The sequence below is a fragment of the Herpetosiphon giganteus genome (assembly GCF_016907925.1).
Taxonomy (GTDB): Bacteria; Chloroflexota; Chloroflexia; order Chloroflexales; family Herpetosiphonaceae; genus Herpetosiphon; species Herpetosiphon giganteus.
The window spans coordinates 39,642-53,982 of record NZ_JAFBCZ010000038.1; the positions used below are offsets into that span (position 1 = coordinate 39,642).

At 49.2% G+C, this 14,341-nt stretch carries 17 protein-coding genes; 12 read left to right on the top strand and 5 right to left on the bottom strand.

The annotated features are described in order from the left end of the window. Nucleotides 1–6 precede the first annotated feature (6 nt). Complete coding sequence (asnS, locus tag JOD20_RS23460) at nucleotides 7–1,350, top strand: asparagine--tRNA ligase (protein WP_204757606.1); 1,344 nt, start codon at nucleotides 7–9, stop codon at nucleotides 1,348–1,350. Nucleotides 1,351–1,631: 281 nt separating this feature from the next. Here the strand turns inward: asnS and JOD20_RS23465 are convergent, their stop codons facing one another. Continuing rightward, on the bottom strand, nucleotides 1,632–2,582 hold the full coding sequence (locus tag JOD20_RS23465) for an ADP-ribosylglycohydrolase family protein (RefSeq protein WP_204757607.1): 951 nt from the start codon (nucleotides 2,580–2,582) through the stop codon (nucleotides 1,632–1,634). Between the two features lie 225 nt (nucleotides 2,583–2,807). Beyond that, on the bottom strand, nucleotides 2,808–3,542 hold the full coding sequence (locus tag JOD20_RS23470; RefSeq protein WP_204757608.1) for a DUF7873 family protein: 735 nt from the start codon (nucleotides 3,540–3,542) through the stop codon (nucleotides 2,808–2,810). Between the two features lie 209 nt (nucleotides 3,543–3,751). On the opposite strand from JOD20_RS23470, the gene JOD20_RS23475 reads away from it, so the two are divergent. The 9 genes from JOD20_RS23475 (at nucleotide 3,752) to JOD20_RS23515 (ending at nucleotide 9,493) form a co-directional block, all read left to right on the top strand. After that, a complete protein-coding gene (locus JOD20_RS23475; RefSeq protein ID WP_204757609.1) occupies nucleotides 3,752–4,282 on the top strand; it encodes a DUF4405 domain-containing protein in 531 nt (176 codons plus the stop codon). Beyond that, the gene (locus JOD20_RS23480; RefSeq protein ID WP_204757610.1) at nucleotides 4,279–4,608 is read left to right on the top strand and encodes a hypothetical protein; all 330 of its coding nucleotides are present in this window, start codon (nucleotides 4,279–4,281) and stop codon (nucleotides 4,606–4,608) included. The genes JOD20_RS23475 and JOD20_RS23480 overlap by 4 nt, the downstream gene beginning before the upstream one ends. A 40-nt stretch (nucleotides 4,609–4,648) precedes the next feature. After that, nucleotides 4,649–5,344, top strand: coding sequence for a response regulator (locus JOD20_RS23485; protein ID WP_110516511.1), 696 nt, complete (start codon nucleotides 4,649–4,651; stop codon nucleotides 5,342–5,344). Beyond that, nucleotides 5,341–6,720 (top strand): sensor histidine kinase, encoded by a 1,380-nt coding sequence (locus tag JOD20_RS23490; RefSeq protein ID WP_204757611.1) that lies wholly within the window; start codon nucleotides 5,341–5,343, stop codon nucleotides 6,718–6,720. The genes JOD20_RS23485 and JOD20_RS23490 overlap by 4 nt, the downstream gene beginning before the upstream one ends. A gap of 54 nt (nucleotides 6,721–6,774) precedes the next feature. Then, nucleotides 6,775–7,158 (top strand): VOC family protein, encoded by a 384-nt coding sequence (locus JOD20_RS23495; protein ID WP_204757612.1) that lies wholly within the window; start codon nucleotides 6,775–6,777, stop codon nucleotides 7,156–7,158. Between the two features lie 175 nt (nucleotides 7,159–7,333). Then, entirely contained in the window at nucleotides 7,334–7,786 is a 453-nt protein-coding gene (locus tag JOD20_RS23500; RefSeq protein ID WP_204757613.1) for a macro domain-containing protein, read from the top strand. Nucleotides 7,787–7,916: 130 nt separating this feature from the next. Continuing rightward, entirely contained in the window at nucleotides 7,917–8,243 is a 327-nt protein-coding gene (locus JOD20_RS23505) for a hypothetical protein (RefSeq protein WP_204757614.1), read from the top strand. Nucleotides 8,244–8,275: 32 nt separating this feature from the next. Then, nucleotides 8,276–8,611: a hypothetical protein gene (locus JOD20_RS23510; RefSeq protein WP_204757615.1), complete on the top strand. Its 336-nt coding sequence runs from the start codon at nucleotides 8,276–8,278 to the stop codon at nucleotides 8,609–8,611. Between the two features lie 60 nt (nucleotides 8,612–8,671). Further along, entirely contained in the window at nucleotides 8,672–9,493 is an 822-nt protein-coding gene (locus tag JOD20_RS23515) for a nucleotidyltransferase domain-containing protein (protein ID WP_204757616.1), read from the top strand. On the opposite strand, the gene JOD20_RS23520 is transcribed toward JOD20_RS23515, so the two are convergent. Both JOD20_RS23520 and JOD20_RS23525 read right to left on the bottom strand, forming a co-directional pair. Continuing rightward, entirely contained in the window at nucleotides 9,490–10,311 is an 822-nt protein-coding gene (locus tag JOD20_RS23520; protein WP_204757617.1) for a hypothetical protein, read from the bottom strand. The genes JOD20_RS23515 and JOD20_RS23520 overlap by 4 nt on opposite strands. Then, nucleotides 10,308–10,859: a sigma-70 family RNA polymerase sigma factor gene (locus tag JOD20_RS23525; RefSeq protein WP_204757618.1), complete on the bottom strand. Its 552-nt coding sequence runs from the start codon at nucleotides 10,857–10,859 to the stop codon at nucleotides 10,308–10,310. The genes JOD20_RS23520 and JOD20_RS23525 overlap by 4 nt, the downstream gene beginning before the upstream one ends. Before the next feature lie 561 nt (nucleotides 10,860–11,420). Here JOD20_RS23525 and xylB point away from each other — a divergent pair. After that, a complete protein-coding gene (gene xylB, locus JOD20_RS23530; RefSeq protein WP_204757619.1) occupies nucleotides 11,421–12,920 on the top strand; it encodes a xylulokinase in 1,500 nt (499 codons plus the stop codon). A gap of 47 nt (nucleotides 12,921–12,967) precedes the next feature. On the opposite strand, the gene JOD20_RS23535 is transcribed toward xylB, so the two are convergent. Continuing rightward, nucleotides 12,968–13,504, bottom strand: coding sequence for a hypothetical protein (locus JOD20_RS23535; protein WP_204757620.1), 537 nt, complete (start codon nucleotides 13,502–13,504; stop codon nucleotides 12,968–12,970). A 370-nt stretch (nucleotides 13,505–13,874) separates the two neighbouring features. Between JOD20_RS23535 and JOD20_RS23540 the strand changes: the two genes are divergently transcribed. Next, on the top strand, nucleotides 13,875–14,341 hold a 467-nt coding region (locus JOD20_RS23540; RefSeq protein WP_204757621.1), incomplete at its 3' end, for a hypothetical protein.

Genomic DNA, 14,341 nt, shown 5'->3' on the forward strand with positions numbered 1-14,341 from the left:
GCATCTATGGCACTGCTGCCCTCGATGTATATCCGCGATAGCGCCGACCACGTTGGCGAAGCGGTAAAACTTGCTGGTTGGGTCTATAACAAAACCGAAAAAGGCAAGTTGGTTTTTATTCAATTACGCGATGGTACCGCCACCATTCAATGTGTGGTGTTTAAAAAGAACGTTAGCGAAGAAGTGTTTGCTCGCGCCAAGGAATTAACCCAAGAATCGTCGTGCTATATCCATGGCACGTTGCGCGCCGACGAACGCTCAAGCCTGGGTTTTGAATTAGATGTGACTGATATTGAAATTGTGCATCTAACCCAAAATTACCCAATTACCCCCAAAGAGCATGGCACCCAATTTTTGATGGAGCATCGCCACTTGTGGGTGCGCTCGGCCAAACAACACGCCTTGCTGCGCATTCGCGCTCAAGTCATTGCTGCTGCCCAAGAATATTTGAATAGCGAGCATTTTGTGCGCTACGATTCGCCAATTCTGACGGCAACCGCCGCCGAAGGCACCAGCGATTTGTTTGCAACCGAATATTTTGATTTGGGCAATGCCTATTTGGCGCAAACCGGCCAGCTCTATGTTGAATCGGGCATGGCTACCTTTGGACGGGTCTATTGTTTTGGCCCAACCTTTCGGGCTGAAAAATCGAAAACCCGCCGTCACCTCACCGAATTTTGGATGATCGAGCCAGAATTTGCTTTCGCCGACCAAGACGATAATATGGAACTGCAAGAAAACTTCGTTTCATATATCGTTCAGCGGGTGCTTGATCGCTGCGAAGATGATCTCAAAATTTTAGAGCGCGATACCTCGAAGCTCGAAAATATTGTGCCACCATTCCCCCGCATCAGCTACGACGAAGCGATTGAAAAGATCAAAGAAGGTGTGGCTGCTGGCGCAACTGTCGCTCCCGATAATGCACCATTAGCACCTTTGGAATGGGGCGACGATTTTGGCGCACCTCACGAAACCTACTTGGCGAGCTTGTTTGATAAGCCCTTGTTTATCTACAACTATCCAACCAAGGTTAAAGCCTTCTATATGCAACCAGCTGAAGGCCGCCCAGAAGTGGTGCGCTGCGCCGACATGATTGCACCAGAAGGCTATGGCGAAATTATCGGTGGCTCGCAACGTATCCACGATGCAGAGTTGCTCGAAGCCCGCATTCGCGAACATGGCCTTGATGTCGCCGATTACCAATGGTATTTGGATCTGCGACGTTATGGCAGTGTGCCGCACTCTGGCTTTGGCATGGGCATCGAGCGCTGTGTCGCTTGGCTGGCTGGCACGCGCCACATCCGTGAAGCAATTCCATTCCCACGCCAACTTTACCGGATTTATCCATAAAGAACATAGAACACAGAGCATAGAACAGAGGGCTATCGGCTAAGAGCAATAGGCTATCGGAACAATGGTTGGAATTTCCAACGAATCCCCGATAGCCAAACGCCTAGAGCCAATAGCCTTAATTAGTGCATAAATTGATTTAACGCAGCGGCGCAGAGCATCAATGGCTCTAGGCTGAAGGCTCTAGGCTATCGGAACATACGGTGGTAGAATAAATAATTCCGCTAGCCAAAAGCCAAAAGCCTAGAGCCTTACTTCGTGCTCTTCGTGCTCTTCGTGGATCAAAAACTGGCTCCGCGCATTGCCAAAAGATAGAGTTTAGCCGCAAATTTTCCAATTGTGTGCTTCAGCGCAATTCTATTGGCCCATGGCAGTTGCAGTACGCTTTCGCCATAATACGCGCCTGCCAACTGACCATAAATTGCTCCCGTCGTATCAGCATCGTTGCCCAAATTGACTGCCAATAAACAGCCTTGCTCAAATGAAGTGCTGTGGTAAAACGCCCATAACGCTGCTTCGAGCGTCCGTGGTACATAGCCCAAGGCTTCGATTGCTGGTGGTTGGCGCTCGCGGAATGAGCCAGCGGCGATTTCGGCAATCTCAGGGCTGAGCGCTTGCTGCTGCCAGTAGTTGGGCAATGGATGATAATTGGCTGCTAAAAGCTGCATTTTTGGCACACCCCGTAATGCACCAATAATTAACCCAGTGAAATAGCGACAGGCATCGATCGCAATTTGATTGCCATGAGTAGTGCGGGAGCTAGCCGCAGCGTAGCTATCGGCTAATTGGGGATTATTGACATACGCAAGGGCAATTGGCGCAATCCGCATCAACGAGCCATTACCCGCCGACCAATGATCTTGGTCACCTGCATAGGCATCGCCAGTTTGAATAAAATAGTTAATTGCTTCGCGAATGGTACGCCCGCTATCGATATAGCCACCAGTGCTGCTTAAATGGCCTTCTTTGAGCCAACGCCGATAGCGCTGCATTTGATCGACCGGATCAAAGCCCTTGGATTCGATTAAACTTTCAGCAAGGCAGAGCAGCATGGCGGTGTCGTCTGTCCATTGGCCAGGAGCCAAATTGAACACGCCACCACCAAGCATATCGCTGATTGGCGCGAAGTTGCCTGGGCGCTGAAATTCTAAAGTTGCGCCGAGGGCATCGCCAATTGCTGCGCCAACCAAGCATGCCGCGTAGCGTTGCCACGCAATTGTTGCTTGTTGCATGATGATCTCAATGTTAAAGAGTGGCTATTTTTAACGCAGCGGCGCAGAGAATGAAGGATGAAATCAAAAGTCAAAAGTCAAAAGCCGATAGCCTTACTTCGTGCTCTTCGTGGTTTCAAGCCTTCGTGTGAAATTTGGTTCTCTGCGCCGCTGCGTTAAATTCCCCTATGCTCTATGTTCTATGCTCTATGCTCTATGTTCTATGCTCTATGTTCTATGCTCTTCTTATGCCCCAAACAAATAGCTCAAGAAGCGTTCGCCAACTTTTTGTTCAACTGCTTCAGTATTATTCGCTTCTTCGCGGGCAAATTTGACTGCTTGTTGCAATTTGCTAATCCGTTCGAGCAATTCATTAACGCGGCGGGCTGGCAACGCACCTGAGAATTTAATTGTGCGCCAATAACCAACAATCACATCTTCATAATACACTTCAACTTGAGCTGGGTGCTTTTCGGTTGCTTCAGCCTTAACGTGGTTACGGGGAATTTTCTTGGTGCGCACGGTTTGCACTGGCTCGGTTGCCCATGTATCGGTCGATTGATCAAGATTCCAGCTTTCTGCTGCATCAAGGGTTGGTAATTTGCGTACAAATGTTTGCAAATCAACTAATTGTTTTTCTAAAAAGAGCAAATAAGCAACTGGTACATCGCTGAGCAAGGTTTGGCCATCGACGACAACATTGGCCTTGGCAACGCAATTTGTCCAATCTTTGGTTGCAGTAACATCAAATAAACGCGTTAAAATCGTGCTTGTTTGACGAATAATTTCTTCGGCGCGCATTTGCACTTTGGTCGATTCTGGCGGTAATTGTTCGCCTTCTTCATCTTTTGGGCGATAGGTGCGGCTAATTCCGGCTAAGAGTGCTTGTTTTTGCAGCGCTTGGTGCGCTTCGGTCAACTCCGAAAATGAGCGGCTTTTGACCCCTTTTTCAACCGCGATGATTTGATTTAATTTAGCCATTCTGGAATCCTCCAACTACTAATTAATTTGAATCTGCCCGCAGTATAGCCGATGTGCCTGCGCTTGAGCCATAGCCCTCAGACCGATTGGAATCAGTCGTTGGGCTTAATCCCAATAGATTGTTGGCGAGTTCTTCATAATCTTTGAACAATTATTTTCTAAACTAGCTTTAGCGATTTGAACAACCTTGACCAATAAAGGATTAGCGTATGCAGACGGCAACCAAGCTCAAAACTGGCAATCGAAGCAAAACAAACTATATCGTCGATCTGGTGATCGGAATGAGCTTTTTAATTGCAACCGCACCCAACGCCACCGGCGAGCCAATTCACGAATGGCTCAGCATGGGCTTGTTGGTGATGATCGTGGTGCACTTGCTCTTACACTGGCAATGGATTGTGGCGATCACGAAGAAGCTTTTTGGCAACGTGGCTTGGCAACAACGAATTAATTACATGTTAAATATTGGCCTGTTTATTGATCTGACGATCATCATGTTTACTGGCGTGATGATTTCCAAAACGGTTGTGCCCTTGTTGGGCCTGGAATTACCCAGCAATATGACGTGGCGTAGCCTGCACGGGCTTGCTTCCAACATAGGTGTGGTGCTGATAGGCTTGCATTTGGCGTTGCATTGGGATTGGATTGTGCGCAGCTCGAAGCGCTATTTGATTCAGCCAATTGCCAAGCGCCTGCACAAACCAACCAATCAATTAGCTACCAAGGAGCAATCATCATGAAACTATTAGGACGCATTGTTATTATCGCGCTGGCAGCGGCCTTGGTAATTGGAAGTTTAGTTACATTCGTGCCAAATAGTGCGGCAACTGGCTTTGCTGCTGGGCGACCTGAACGCCAATTGACACTTGAGGCTGACCAACCAACCACTGAGCAATCGACCAGCGCTGCCCGACCGGAATTTGCTGGCCGCGAGCGTGGTGGCGATCATCATGAAGGTGGTTTTGGCCATATCATTCGCAATGCTGCTATTATGGCAATTATTATTGCGTTGGTGGCGTTTGGCATGCGCTGGTTGCGTCGCCGCCGCGATGTTGTTTGGCTCTAGCTGCTTGTTTGCACCCGCTGCGGGAGATTGGAAACGTATAATGGCTCAAACAATTTTAGTCATCGATGATGAAGCAAAGCTGCGCGAATTGCTGCGCAGTTATTTGCAAAATGAAGGCTTTAACGTTTTTGAGGCCAAAAATGGTCGTGAAGGTTTGTATGTGGCTCGTGAAGTCAAGCCCGATTTAATTTTGCTTGATATTATGATGCCCGAACTTGGTGGGCTTGATTTTATGCGCGCTTGGAATAAAGAAGCAGAAACGCCAATTATTTTATTAACTGCCAAAATTGAAGACCACGATAAAATTATTGGCTTGGAACTTGGCGCAGATGATTATATTACCAAGCCATTTAATGCACGCGAAGTTATGGCACGAGTGCGAGCTGTGTTGCGCCGCAGCTATAAAGCGCCAACTCAAGCCGATATGCTGCGAATTGGCGAAATTGTGCTAGAGCGTTCGGCATGCACCTTGATGGTTGGCGAGCAGATTATCGACCTCACGCCATCGGAATTTGAAATTTTGGCGACATTAATGGCCTCGCCTGGACACGTATTTTCGCGCTTAGATTTGCTTGATCGCACCTCGGGCCAAGCGTATGAAGGCTATGAACGCACAATTGATGTGCATATTCGCAATTTGCGCAGCAAAATCGAACCCGACCCAAAGAACCCGCGTTATATCGAAACTGTCTATGGGGTTGGCTATCGCTTTGCCCGCCCGAAACGGCCAGAATGATGATGCTGCGCTCATTGACTTGGAAATTGACCATTGCCTTCTTGGGCGTTGGCTTGATTGGCGCTTTAGTCGTGGCTTTGCTGGCCCGCCAAAGCGCGCGCAACGAGTTTGATCGCTTTATCTCGGAGCGCGATCAAACGGCATTAATTACTGCCGTGACCAATTATTATGTGAGCCACGCTAGCTGGGATGGCTTAGAAACCGAGATCAATCAAGCGCCCGATTTGGCCTTTTATCGGCGCAGCGCAACTCTGTTTGACCGTGATGGCAAGGTGGTTTTGGCCAATGGCCCGTATCTTCCAGGCGTGACGGTTGATCAAGCTACCTTGGATGCGACCCAACCCTTGACTGTTGCCAACCAAACTGTGGGCTATATTGCGTTTGGGATTATTCAAGGCGTGCAACCACCTGCCTTCAGCCCCGAAATGCTGACCAAAACTGGGCCATCGCCCGGCCAGCTGGCCTTTGATCAACGGATTACGTGGGCGATTACGATCAGTGCGATTTTTGCTACTAGCGTTGCTTTATTGGTTGGCACGTTTTTGGCGCGACGGCTAACCCGCTCGTTGCGCGAGTTGACGGTGGCAACCCAAGCTATGGCTGCTGGCCATTTGGAGCAACAAGTGGCAGTGCGTTCAAATGATGAAATTGGCGATTTGGCTCGTTCGTTTAATCATATGAGCGCCGATTTGAGCAAAGCCACCCATTTGCGCAAACAGATGACCGCCGATCTTGCCCACGATTTGCGCACGCCGCTGAGCATTTTGCGTGGCTATGCAGAAGGCTTGCGCGACGGCGTTTTGCAGCCCTCAGAGACGATCTACACCGTGATTTTTGATGAAGTGACGCATCTTCAGCGCTTGGTTGACGATTTGCGCGTGCTTTCGTTGGCCGATGCTGGCGAACTCTCGCTCAATCGACGTTTGGTTGATCCAGCGGCATTGATGGAGCGCACCGTTTTGGGCGCGTTTGTGCAGGCTGAGCGTCAAAATATCGAGCTAAAACTTGAAACTGAAGCAGGTTTGCCATCAGTATCGGTTGATACAGATCGCATGGCCCAGGTCTTGAATAATTTGGTTAATAATGCCTTGCGCCATACCAAAGTTGGCAGCATTAGCCTGCTTGCCAAGCGCCAAGCGCAAACAGTCCAACTGATTATTCGCGATACTGGCAGCGGAATTGCCGCTGCTGATGTGCCCTATATTTTCGCCCGTTTCTACCGTGGTGATAGCTCGCGCCAACGTGAAGATCAAGCCTCGACTGGCTTGGGTTTGGCAATTGTCAAAGCAATTGTTGAGGCCCATGCTGGCCAAATCGAGGTCGAATCGACCGTAGGTCAAGGGACGAGTTTTAGCATTACATTACCAATTGCTTGACAACAGGCGTATACTGTTTGAAACATGTGTTCGTATAGTTAAAGGGTGAATGGTATGCAAATCAAGATGACCAGCGTGTTTGTCGACGACCAAGCCAAGGCCTTGAAGTTTTATACCGAAGTGTTGGAGTTTATTAAAAAGTTTGAAGTGCCGGTTGGCGAATTTTTATGGCTAACTGTGGTTTCGCCCGAAGCCCCCGATGAAATTGAACTTGTGCTCGAACCCAACAATCATCCGGCTGCCAAAGCCTACCAAGCGGCGCTCAAAACCGATGGAATCCCTTGTTTGAGTTTGGCAGTTAAAGATATTGATGCAGAATATAAGCGCATGCAGGGTTTGGGCGTTGAATTTCGTAGCCCACCCACCGACATGGGGCCAACTCGCGCTGCAATCTTCGATGACACATGTGGTAATTGGATTCAAATGTATCAAAGTTAACGGGGAGTGCAACCGCGAAGAGCGCGAAGAACACGAAGAAAATGCATGATGGGGAAATCGAACGATCTTCACAATCTACCAAATGAATTTTAGGGGGTGCAGGGGATGAAAACCCCCTGCGTTTCCCTCCGGCGGAGGGACGGAAGGGTGGCAAACGATAGAAGTGAGCATTGCCATGCTTGAATATTGCCAAGGAAATCTGCTAGCAGCCAAAACTGCGGCCTTAGTAAACCCAGTTAATTGTGTTGGGGTGATGGGCAAGGGCCTGGCGCTGCAATTTCGCCAAGCTTTTCCTGCCAATTATCAAGCCTATGTCAAGGCATGTCGGGCTGGAGTTGTGCAGCTTGGCTCGATGTTTGTGTTTGTTGAATCAAGCGTTGAGCAGCCAGTGACAATTATCAATTTCCCCACCAAACAGCATTGGAAGCAGCAATCGCGCTTGGCCGATATTGCGAGCGGCTTAGATGCCTTAATCACTGTAGTTGCAGCGCATTCGCTTGATTCGCTGGCGCTGCCTGCCTTGGGCTGTGGCTATGGCGGCTTGGCGTGGGCCGACGTTGAGCCACTGATCATCAAGGCCTTTGAGCGCGTGCCAAACGTGCATGTTCATTTGTACCTACCGCAATAACCAAAACAAATACTCTGTTCTGTTGGAAGCACGCCTTAGGCGTGTTTTTTCTATTTAATCCTGAGTGTGCAAAATTTGGCATTTAATTGCAGCTAACCTACTAACGATGATTAACGAAAGGATTATTAAGATGGCAAAGTCGCTATTGTATAGCCTTCAATCGTCACATTGTTGTGCTAGCCGCAGCCTCATTGTTGTTAGTCGTGAAGGCGGATTTATCACTCAAAATTGTACAAGCTGTGGCAAACCCCGCGCAATCAGACCTGAGCATATTCCTAGTGCTCTATGTACTCTTTGCTCAATTCCAATGCTTGTTAAGGTCTTTAATAAAAATTATGCCTATATTTGCCAACGTTGTACGAATATTCATATGATCTACCAGTTAGTTCCAGCGTGGGAAGAATACTTTGAATATACTGGCTTTGCTATTCCAAATCTTGATAATTATAGCTTTTGATAATTGATATAAACATGAAAGGATTGATTGTAATGACCACTCAAGCTCTTCGAAAAGAAACATTTGCCAGCTATTATAAAGATTTGCTACTGTATTTATGGAATAATGGCACACCTCGAACGATTATAAAATCACAAATCTATCAATTGGTTGGCGCGAGTGCATATGGTAATCATAATAAACTGAGTTTAGCTCCTTGGGCATTAGTCGAAAATTGTGATCGTAATAAAGCTCGTTGTCTAAATCAGCGTGGAATCGAATTTATTCAAGGGCAATTACAAATTCCATTGATAATTGTGCGCGATGAGACAGAAATCTGGCGAGCTGACACAGGTACACGTTTAATTCATTTTCAGGATGTGGAATAAGTTTAATGGAGAGAGTGCTGCTTTTGTGCTATAAACGTTTATGAAAGGAGCACTCAATTTATGCCTACACAAATTCTTGATGTGGTAGTGGAGCGCTTGCGAACGGTGGCTGGAGTGGAGGCCTTGGTGCTTGGTGGCTCGCGGGCACGAGGCACGCATCACGCCGAATCGGATTATGATATTGGGATTTATTATCGCAGCGCTTTGGATGTTATGGCCTTGCAAGGCCATGCGCAGGCGCTTGATGATTTGCAGCGCGAGCAATTGCTGACCGACATCGGCGGTTGGGGGCCGTGGATTAATGGCGGTGGTTGGTTGACGATCCAGGCGATGCCTGTTGATTGGCTGTATCGCGATTTGAACAAGGTTGAGCAGGTGTTGGCTGCTTGTAACGCTGGCCAAGTGACAATTGATTATCAGCCAGGCCATCCTCATGGCTTTGTTTCGGCAATTTATCTGGCTGAAGTGGCGCTTTGCCAGCCCTTGTATGATCCCCATTTGAACGTGGCCAACCTCAAGCAACAGCTGCATGCCTACCCACCTACCTTACAAGAAGCATTGATTGGACGTTTTTGGGAAGCTGATTTTGCCCTTGCTAATGCGCGCAAAGCAGTGAAACACGGTGATTCGGCGTATATTGCAGGCTGTTGCTTTCGGTCGGTTATGGTTCTAACCCAGACGCTCTTTGCGCTCAATCAGCACTATTGGATGAACGAAAAAGGTTCGGTTGCGCTGGCAAGTGGGTTTAAGCACGTGCCAGCTGGTTACGATCAGCAGGTTGCGCGGATATTTAGCCTGCTTCAGCCGCAGCCCGAATCAATTGCTCAAGCCTTAGATGAGCTAGAACAGTTGATTCGAGCGACAGCAGCCTTGTTAGCTTAGTTGGCTTGCAAGCTTTCGGCAATTTGCACGAGCTCTGCTTGGCCCAAGATATAGCTTTCAACCGTCACGATTTGGCCGTTTTCTTCCCACAAGATCAAGTTGACTGCCACCGTTTCGAGATCATCATGATACATTTTGCCACCCAAATCTTTGATGTACAACGGTGCTTGCTCAACATACAAGCCTTGCTTGTTGCGCACAGTGATTGGAGTGGTGCTGGCTGCGCCAACGCTTAAGGTATCGCCTTCTTCGATTGATCGGACATGGATATAGATCGAATCGGCTGGATTTTCGTTGGCATAGTAGCGACCATTGTAGCTAGGTTTGGCAACGTAGCCTGCTGGTAAATAGCTTGGCGCGTAGACAAACTCGTCGCTCAACACTGGTGGGACTGCGGTTGGCTCGTCTGGAATTGGAGTTGCCTCCGACTCAGGCTCGTTGATCAATTTTTCAACGTTGGTTGGCTCATTATTGACGGTCAACCAGCCAATTTGGTACAAAATTTGGCTGGCATAGCTGCGTAATGGCGGCACGGCCACGGTTGCAACAACGAGTGCCATCATGAGCGCTAAGCCGATGCGCAATTTCGATTTCAACATAAAACCTCCATAAAGTGGTTTGCGATTACCGAGCAGCTGCTGTACTCGTTTGGCGGTAGCCGCCTGCTGAGTGCTGTTTGGCTGCAAACCGATTTGGCCTAACTGTTGGGCCAGAGCGAGTAGGGCTTGATGATCAGAGTCAGCGGACGATGGTAGTTGACCAGTGTCAAGCAAATGGTCAACATCAGCATTAAATTGCTGGATTTGCTTATCGATCATTGTTCGTATCCTGTATTTGGCAACCATTGGCGGAGGCGTTGCAGGCTGCGATAAAGCATCACCCCTACATTGCTTTCGCTATGGCCGGTAATTTCGGCAATTTGGCGATTGTTCAAACGTGCCCCGAATTTCAAGGCAATCACGTCGCGTTCATGGGCTTTGAGTTTGCCCAAAGCTTGGTGCAATTGCTGATGGGTTTCGCCGCGCACAGTATCAGCCAGCAGGTCGCTATTGTCGGCAGCATGCTCACGGATAAAATCTAATGAAAGCCAACGCTGGCGGCGTTGCCGCTGAAAATGGCTGTCAACACAGTGGCGGGCGATTCCAAAAATCCATGCTCCCAACGAGCCACGATCGGCGCGATAGGTATCGATTCGGGTCATTGCCCGCTCAAAGGTATGGGCAACGAGATCATCAGTGATACTGGGGTCGCGCACGCGATAGTCAATGTAGCGATAAATTGCCGCGTAATGCTGTGCGTACAGTTCACCAAAATCAATTTGGGTTGTGCTTGTATCAAGCGTTGGTTGCTGAATCCTAATCATCATTGCCTCACTTATCTGACGCACTTAAACTACACTCAACCAGCAAAAGTATTACAAGCAATGTTTAAATTGGCTATGGGCTATGGGCTATGGGCTATATGTACTGGTTCATTGGATTGACAACTAGGTGCATGCCCTCACCCCCAACCCCTCTCCCACTGAATGCGGGCGAGGGGACACGGATTCAGCGGTTTCCTCTCGCCTCGCGGGCGGGAGAGGGGGCTAGGGGGTGAGGGGAAATCAGTAGTTAACGTGATGAACCATTACATCTCTGTTCTCTGTTCTCTGTTCTATGCTCTTTGTTCTTTTTGACTTTTGACTTTTGACTTTTGACTTTTGACTTTTGACTATCGGGGATTCGTTGGAAACTACAACCATTGTTCCGATAGCCTATAGCCATTAGCCAATAGCCATCTGTTCTCTGTTCTATGCTCTTTGTTCTTTTTACCTTTTGACTTTTGATGGGTGTTCGTTAAACTGGCTATAGACGTGTGGCTATTGGCTATAGGTCAAATTTCGTTAGCCAAAAGGCAATAGCCAATAGCCTTTTAACGGAGCATGAGCATGGCATATGTACTTGGTTATGATATTTCAACGACGGCGACCAAGGCACTGTTAATGGATCAACAAGGCACGGTGGTGGCAATTGGTCAGGCGACCTATGATTATGCAACGCCGCGCCCGTTGTGGAGCGAGCAAGCACCGCATTTGTGGTGGCAGGCTTGCTGCGAAAGTACCCAAGAAGTGTTGGCCAAAGCAGGCGTGGCAGCCAATGAAATTGTGGCAATTGGTTTGGCGGGCCAAATGCACGGCCTCGTGTTGCTCGATCAAGCTGGCGAGGTGCTACGCCCAGCCTTGCTTTGGAACGATCAGCGCACGGCTGAGCAGTGCGCGCAAATTACCGAGCGGCTTGGCGCACAACGCCTGATCGAATTGACTGGTAATCGTGCATTAACGGGCTTTACTGCGCCCAAAATTTTGTGGGTGCAGCAGCACGAGCCAGAGCTTTATGCCCGAATTGCCCATATTTTGTTGCCCAAAGATTATGTGCGCTATTGTATGACTGGCGAGTTTGCCAGCGATGTGGCCGATAGTGCAGGCACATTGTTATTGGATGTGCGCAGCCGCCAATGGTCGGCAGAAGTGGCGCAGGCGCTTGAGGTCGACCTTGCTTGGTTGCCCCGTTTGTTTGAAGGCCCAGCGGTTACTGGCCAATTGCATGCCGAGGCTGCCGCAGCCTTGGGTTTGGTGGCTGGCATTCCGGTTGTTGGCGGCGGTGGCGATCAAGCTGCCAATGCGGTGGGAACTGGCGTAGTCGAGGCTGGCAGCATTGCGCTGAGCCTTGGCACGTCGGGCGTGGTTTTTGGAGCAACAGCCAGCCCAATTATCGAGCCAGAAGGCCGCTTGCACGCCTTTTGTCATGCAGTCCCTGGGCGTTGGCATTTGATGGGTGTGATGTTGAGCGCTGCTGGTAGCTTGCGTTGGTATCACGATACCTTTGCCCCGCAACTAAGCTACGATCAATTGCTGGAGCCTGCCGAACAGGTGGCGGTTGGCAGTGCAGGCTTGTTCTTTGCGCCCTATCTGACTGGTGAACGCACGCCGCACCCCGACCCATTAGCCCGTGGTGGTTTTATTGGCTTGACGGTGCGCCATACCCAAGCGCATCTTACCCGCTCGGTGCTTGAAGGCGTGGCCTTTGGTTTGCGCGATAGCCTTGAATTAATGAGCCAAGCTGGAATCGGTACCATTGGTGCGATTCGGGCTTCTGGTGGGGGCACGCGTAATCGGTTGTGGCGGCAAATTTTGGCTGATGTGCTTGGCGCTCCATTGGTTGGGGTGAGCACGACCGAAGGTGCTGCTTATGGAGCTGCTTTGTTGGCGGCGGTTGGAGCTGGCTGGTTTAATGATGTTGATCAAGCAGTTGCGGCAACCGTGCGCTTGAGCGACCCTACCGAGCCAAGCGCCGATCAAGCGCGTTATGCTGAATTATACGCAACCTATCGCGCAATTTATCCCGCTTTGCAACCATTGTACCCAGCCTTGGCAGCCGCCGAAGCCTAAATTTAACTAAAAGTTGCGCTGCTTGAATTTCAGGCAGCGCAGTTTTTTTAATAGCGGATTTTGTTGCGATTGGGAATAACCATTAATACGATCATGCCCAAAACCCCTAAGATTGATACCAAACCGAGCCATGGCGAATAGCCTTTGCTTTTGGTTGAAAAGCACCATGCAGTGACCCATGCAATGCCAGCAAGCGCAAAAGCGATCAAGGATAGCGTTCTTTCAGGCTCAATACGATTATTATTGAGCAGAAAACCACCAATAATCGACCCCACAATACACAATCCAAAGGCAATATTCGAACGTCGTCGATCGATTTTGGGATCGATCTGCAGGAGATTCGGCACCTGATAAGGATAATTGACTGGCTGATATTGAGCTTGGTATGGATTTTGGCCATACGGCGCTTGTGGTGGATATTGGGCTTGATACTGATTTTGACCATACGGCGCTTGCGGTGGATATTGAGCTTGGTATGGATTTTGGCCATACGGCGCTTGCTGATATTGGCCTTGATAGGGATCTTGGGAGTTTGGTTGGTTGTTGGGTGGCGTTGGCGGGTAGTAATTGGGTTGGTTACTCATGATTATTCTCCTCAAAACGCGAATGGCTGACTATAGCATTGTTGCGTTGCCAAATTAATCCCAGTTAGTGTTGATTGTAGGCGCTATCTTTTTTGGGACGATAGTTTTGATGTTGGGAATTGAAAAAAGACATAGTGCGTTTTTTAACCACGAAGAACGCGAAGAGCACGAAGAGGAGAGGGCTATAGGCTATAGGCTTTGATAAGTTTCATCCCTCATCCTTCATCCTCCATCCTTCATCCCTCATTCTTTATCCCTTGTCCCTCTTACTGCATGACATCGATTGCTCCTTGGAACTAAAAAGCTGACTCCATCAACGCTATCCGCTATGATATGGATGCTTAAACCTTAATCCTAGCAGGAGTTCGCGATGGAATCAGCCCCTTTAGTATACGCCGATTCGCCAACAGCCCAGTGTATTAGTCCATGGATTCGGCTGCATCTTCCCACCCTGCATCCCGTCGTCCAGCATCGCCTCATCCAGCTCACCACGGGTTTGATGGAAACCGTTGATGTGCGCGTTGAGCAGCTTGCCACGGGGAGCGCCTTCCGCGCAACTCCGGTTAGCAATGCCACCCAAGTCCGCCGCATTCTCCGCGATGAGCGTCTCACCGTTGAGACCGTCCTTGACCCCTTGATCCGCTCGGTCTTGGCGGCCCATCGCGCCGATACGCTCTGTCTTTGCATCGATGAATCGCATCACACCGACCGTGTACGTATCCTCCAAATTGTGATTGCCACCGATGCCATGGCGTTACCGATTCGCTTCTTTCTCTATGACCCCCATGCGGCGTGGGCTGACGATGCCCGTCAGTGTCTGTACGCCCTCGCCCAGGT

Excerpts from the sequence above, each read along its gene's own strand:
- JOD20_RS23485 (WP_110516511.1), top strand. The coding sequence starts at position 4,649 with ATGGCTCAAACAATTTTAGTCATCGATGATGAAGCAAAGCTGCGCGAA.
- JOD20_RS23465 (WP_204757607.1), bottom strand. The coding sequence starts at position 2,582 with ATGCAACAAGCAACAATTGCGTGGCAACGCTACGCGGCATGCTTGGTT.
- JOD20_RS23505 (WP_204757614.1), top strand. The coding sequence starts at position 7,917 with ATGGCAAAGTCGCTATTGTATAGCCTTCAATCGTCACATTGTTGTGCT.
- JOD20_RS23510 (WP_204757615.1), top strand. The coding sequence starts at position 8,276 with ATGACCACTCAAGCTCTTCGAAAAGAAACATTTGCCAGCTATTATAAA.
- JOD20_RS23480 (WP_204757610.1), top strand. The coding sequence starts at position 4,279 with ATGAAACTATTAGGACGCATTGTTATTATCGCGCTGGCAGCGGCCTTG.
- JOD20_RS23470 (WP_204757608.1), bottom strand. The coding sequence starts at position 3,542 with ATGGCTAAATTAAATCAAATCATCGCGGTTGAAAAAGGGGTCAAAAGC.
- asnS (WP_204757606.1), top strand. The coding sequence starts at position 7 with ATGGCACTGCTGCCCTCGATGTATATCCGCGATAGCGCCGACCACGTT.
- JOD20_RS23535 (WP_204757620.1), bottom strand. The coding sequence starts at position 13,504 with ATGAGTAACCAACCCAATTACTACCCGCCAACGCCACCCAACAACCAA.
- JOD20_RS23515 (WP_204757616.1), top strand. The coding sequence starts at position 8,672 with ATGCCTACACAAATTCTTGATGTGGTAGTGGAGCGCTTGCGAACGGTG.
- JOD20_RS23495 (WP_204757612.1), top strand. The coding sequence starts at position 6,775 with ATGCAAATCAAGATGACCAGCGTGTTTGTCGACGACCAAGCCAAGGCC.
- JOD20_RS23520 (WP_204757617.1), bottom strand. The coding sequence starts at position 10,311 with ATGATCGATAAGCAAATCCAGCAATTTAATGCTGATGTTGACCATTTG.
- xylB (WP_204757619.1), top strand. The coding sequence starts at position 11,421 with ATGGCATATGTACTTGGTTATGATATTTCAACGACGGCGACCAAGGCA.
- JOD20_RS23500 (WP_204757613.1), top strand. The coding sequence starts at position 7,334 with ATGCTTGAATATTGCCAAGGAAATCTGCTAGCAGCCAAAACTGCGGCC.
- JOD20_RS23475 (WP_204757609.1), top strand. The coding sequence starts at position 3,752 with ATGCAGACGGCAACCAAGCTCAAAACTGGCAATCGAAGCAAAACAAAC.
- JOD20_RS23490 (WP_204757611.1), top strand. The coding sequence starts at position 5,341 with ATGATGATGCTGCGCTCATTGACTTGGAAATTGACCATTGCCTTCTTG.
- JOD20_RS23525 (WP_204757618.1), bottom strand. The coding sequence starts at position 10,859 with ATGATGATTAGGATTCAGCAACCAACGCTTGATACAAGCACAACCCAA.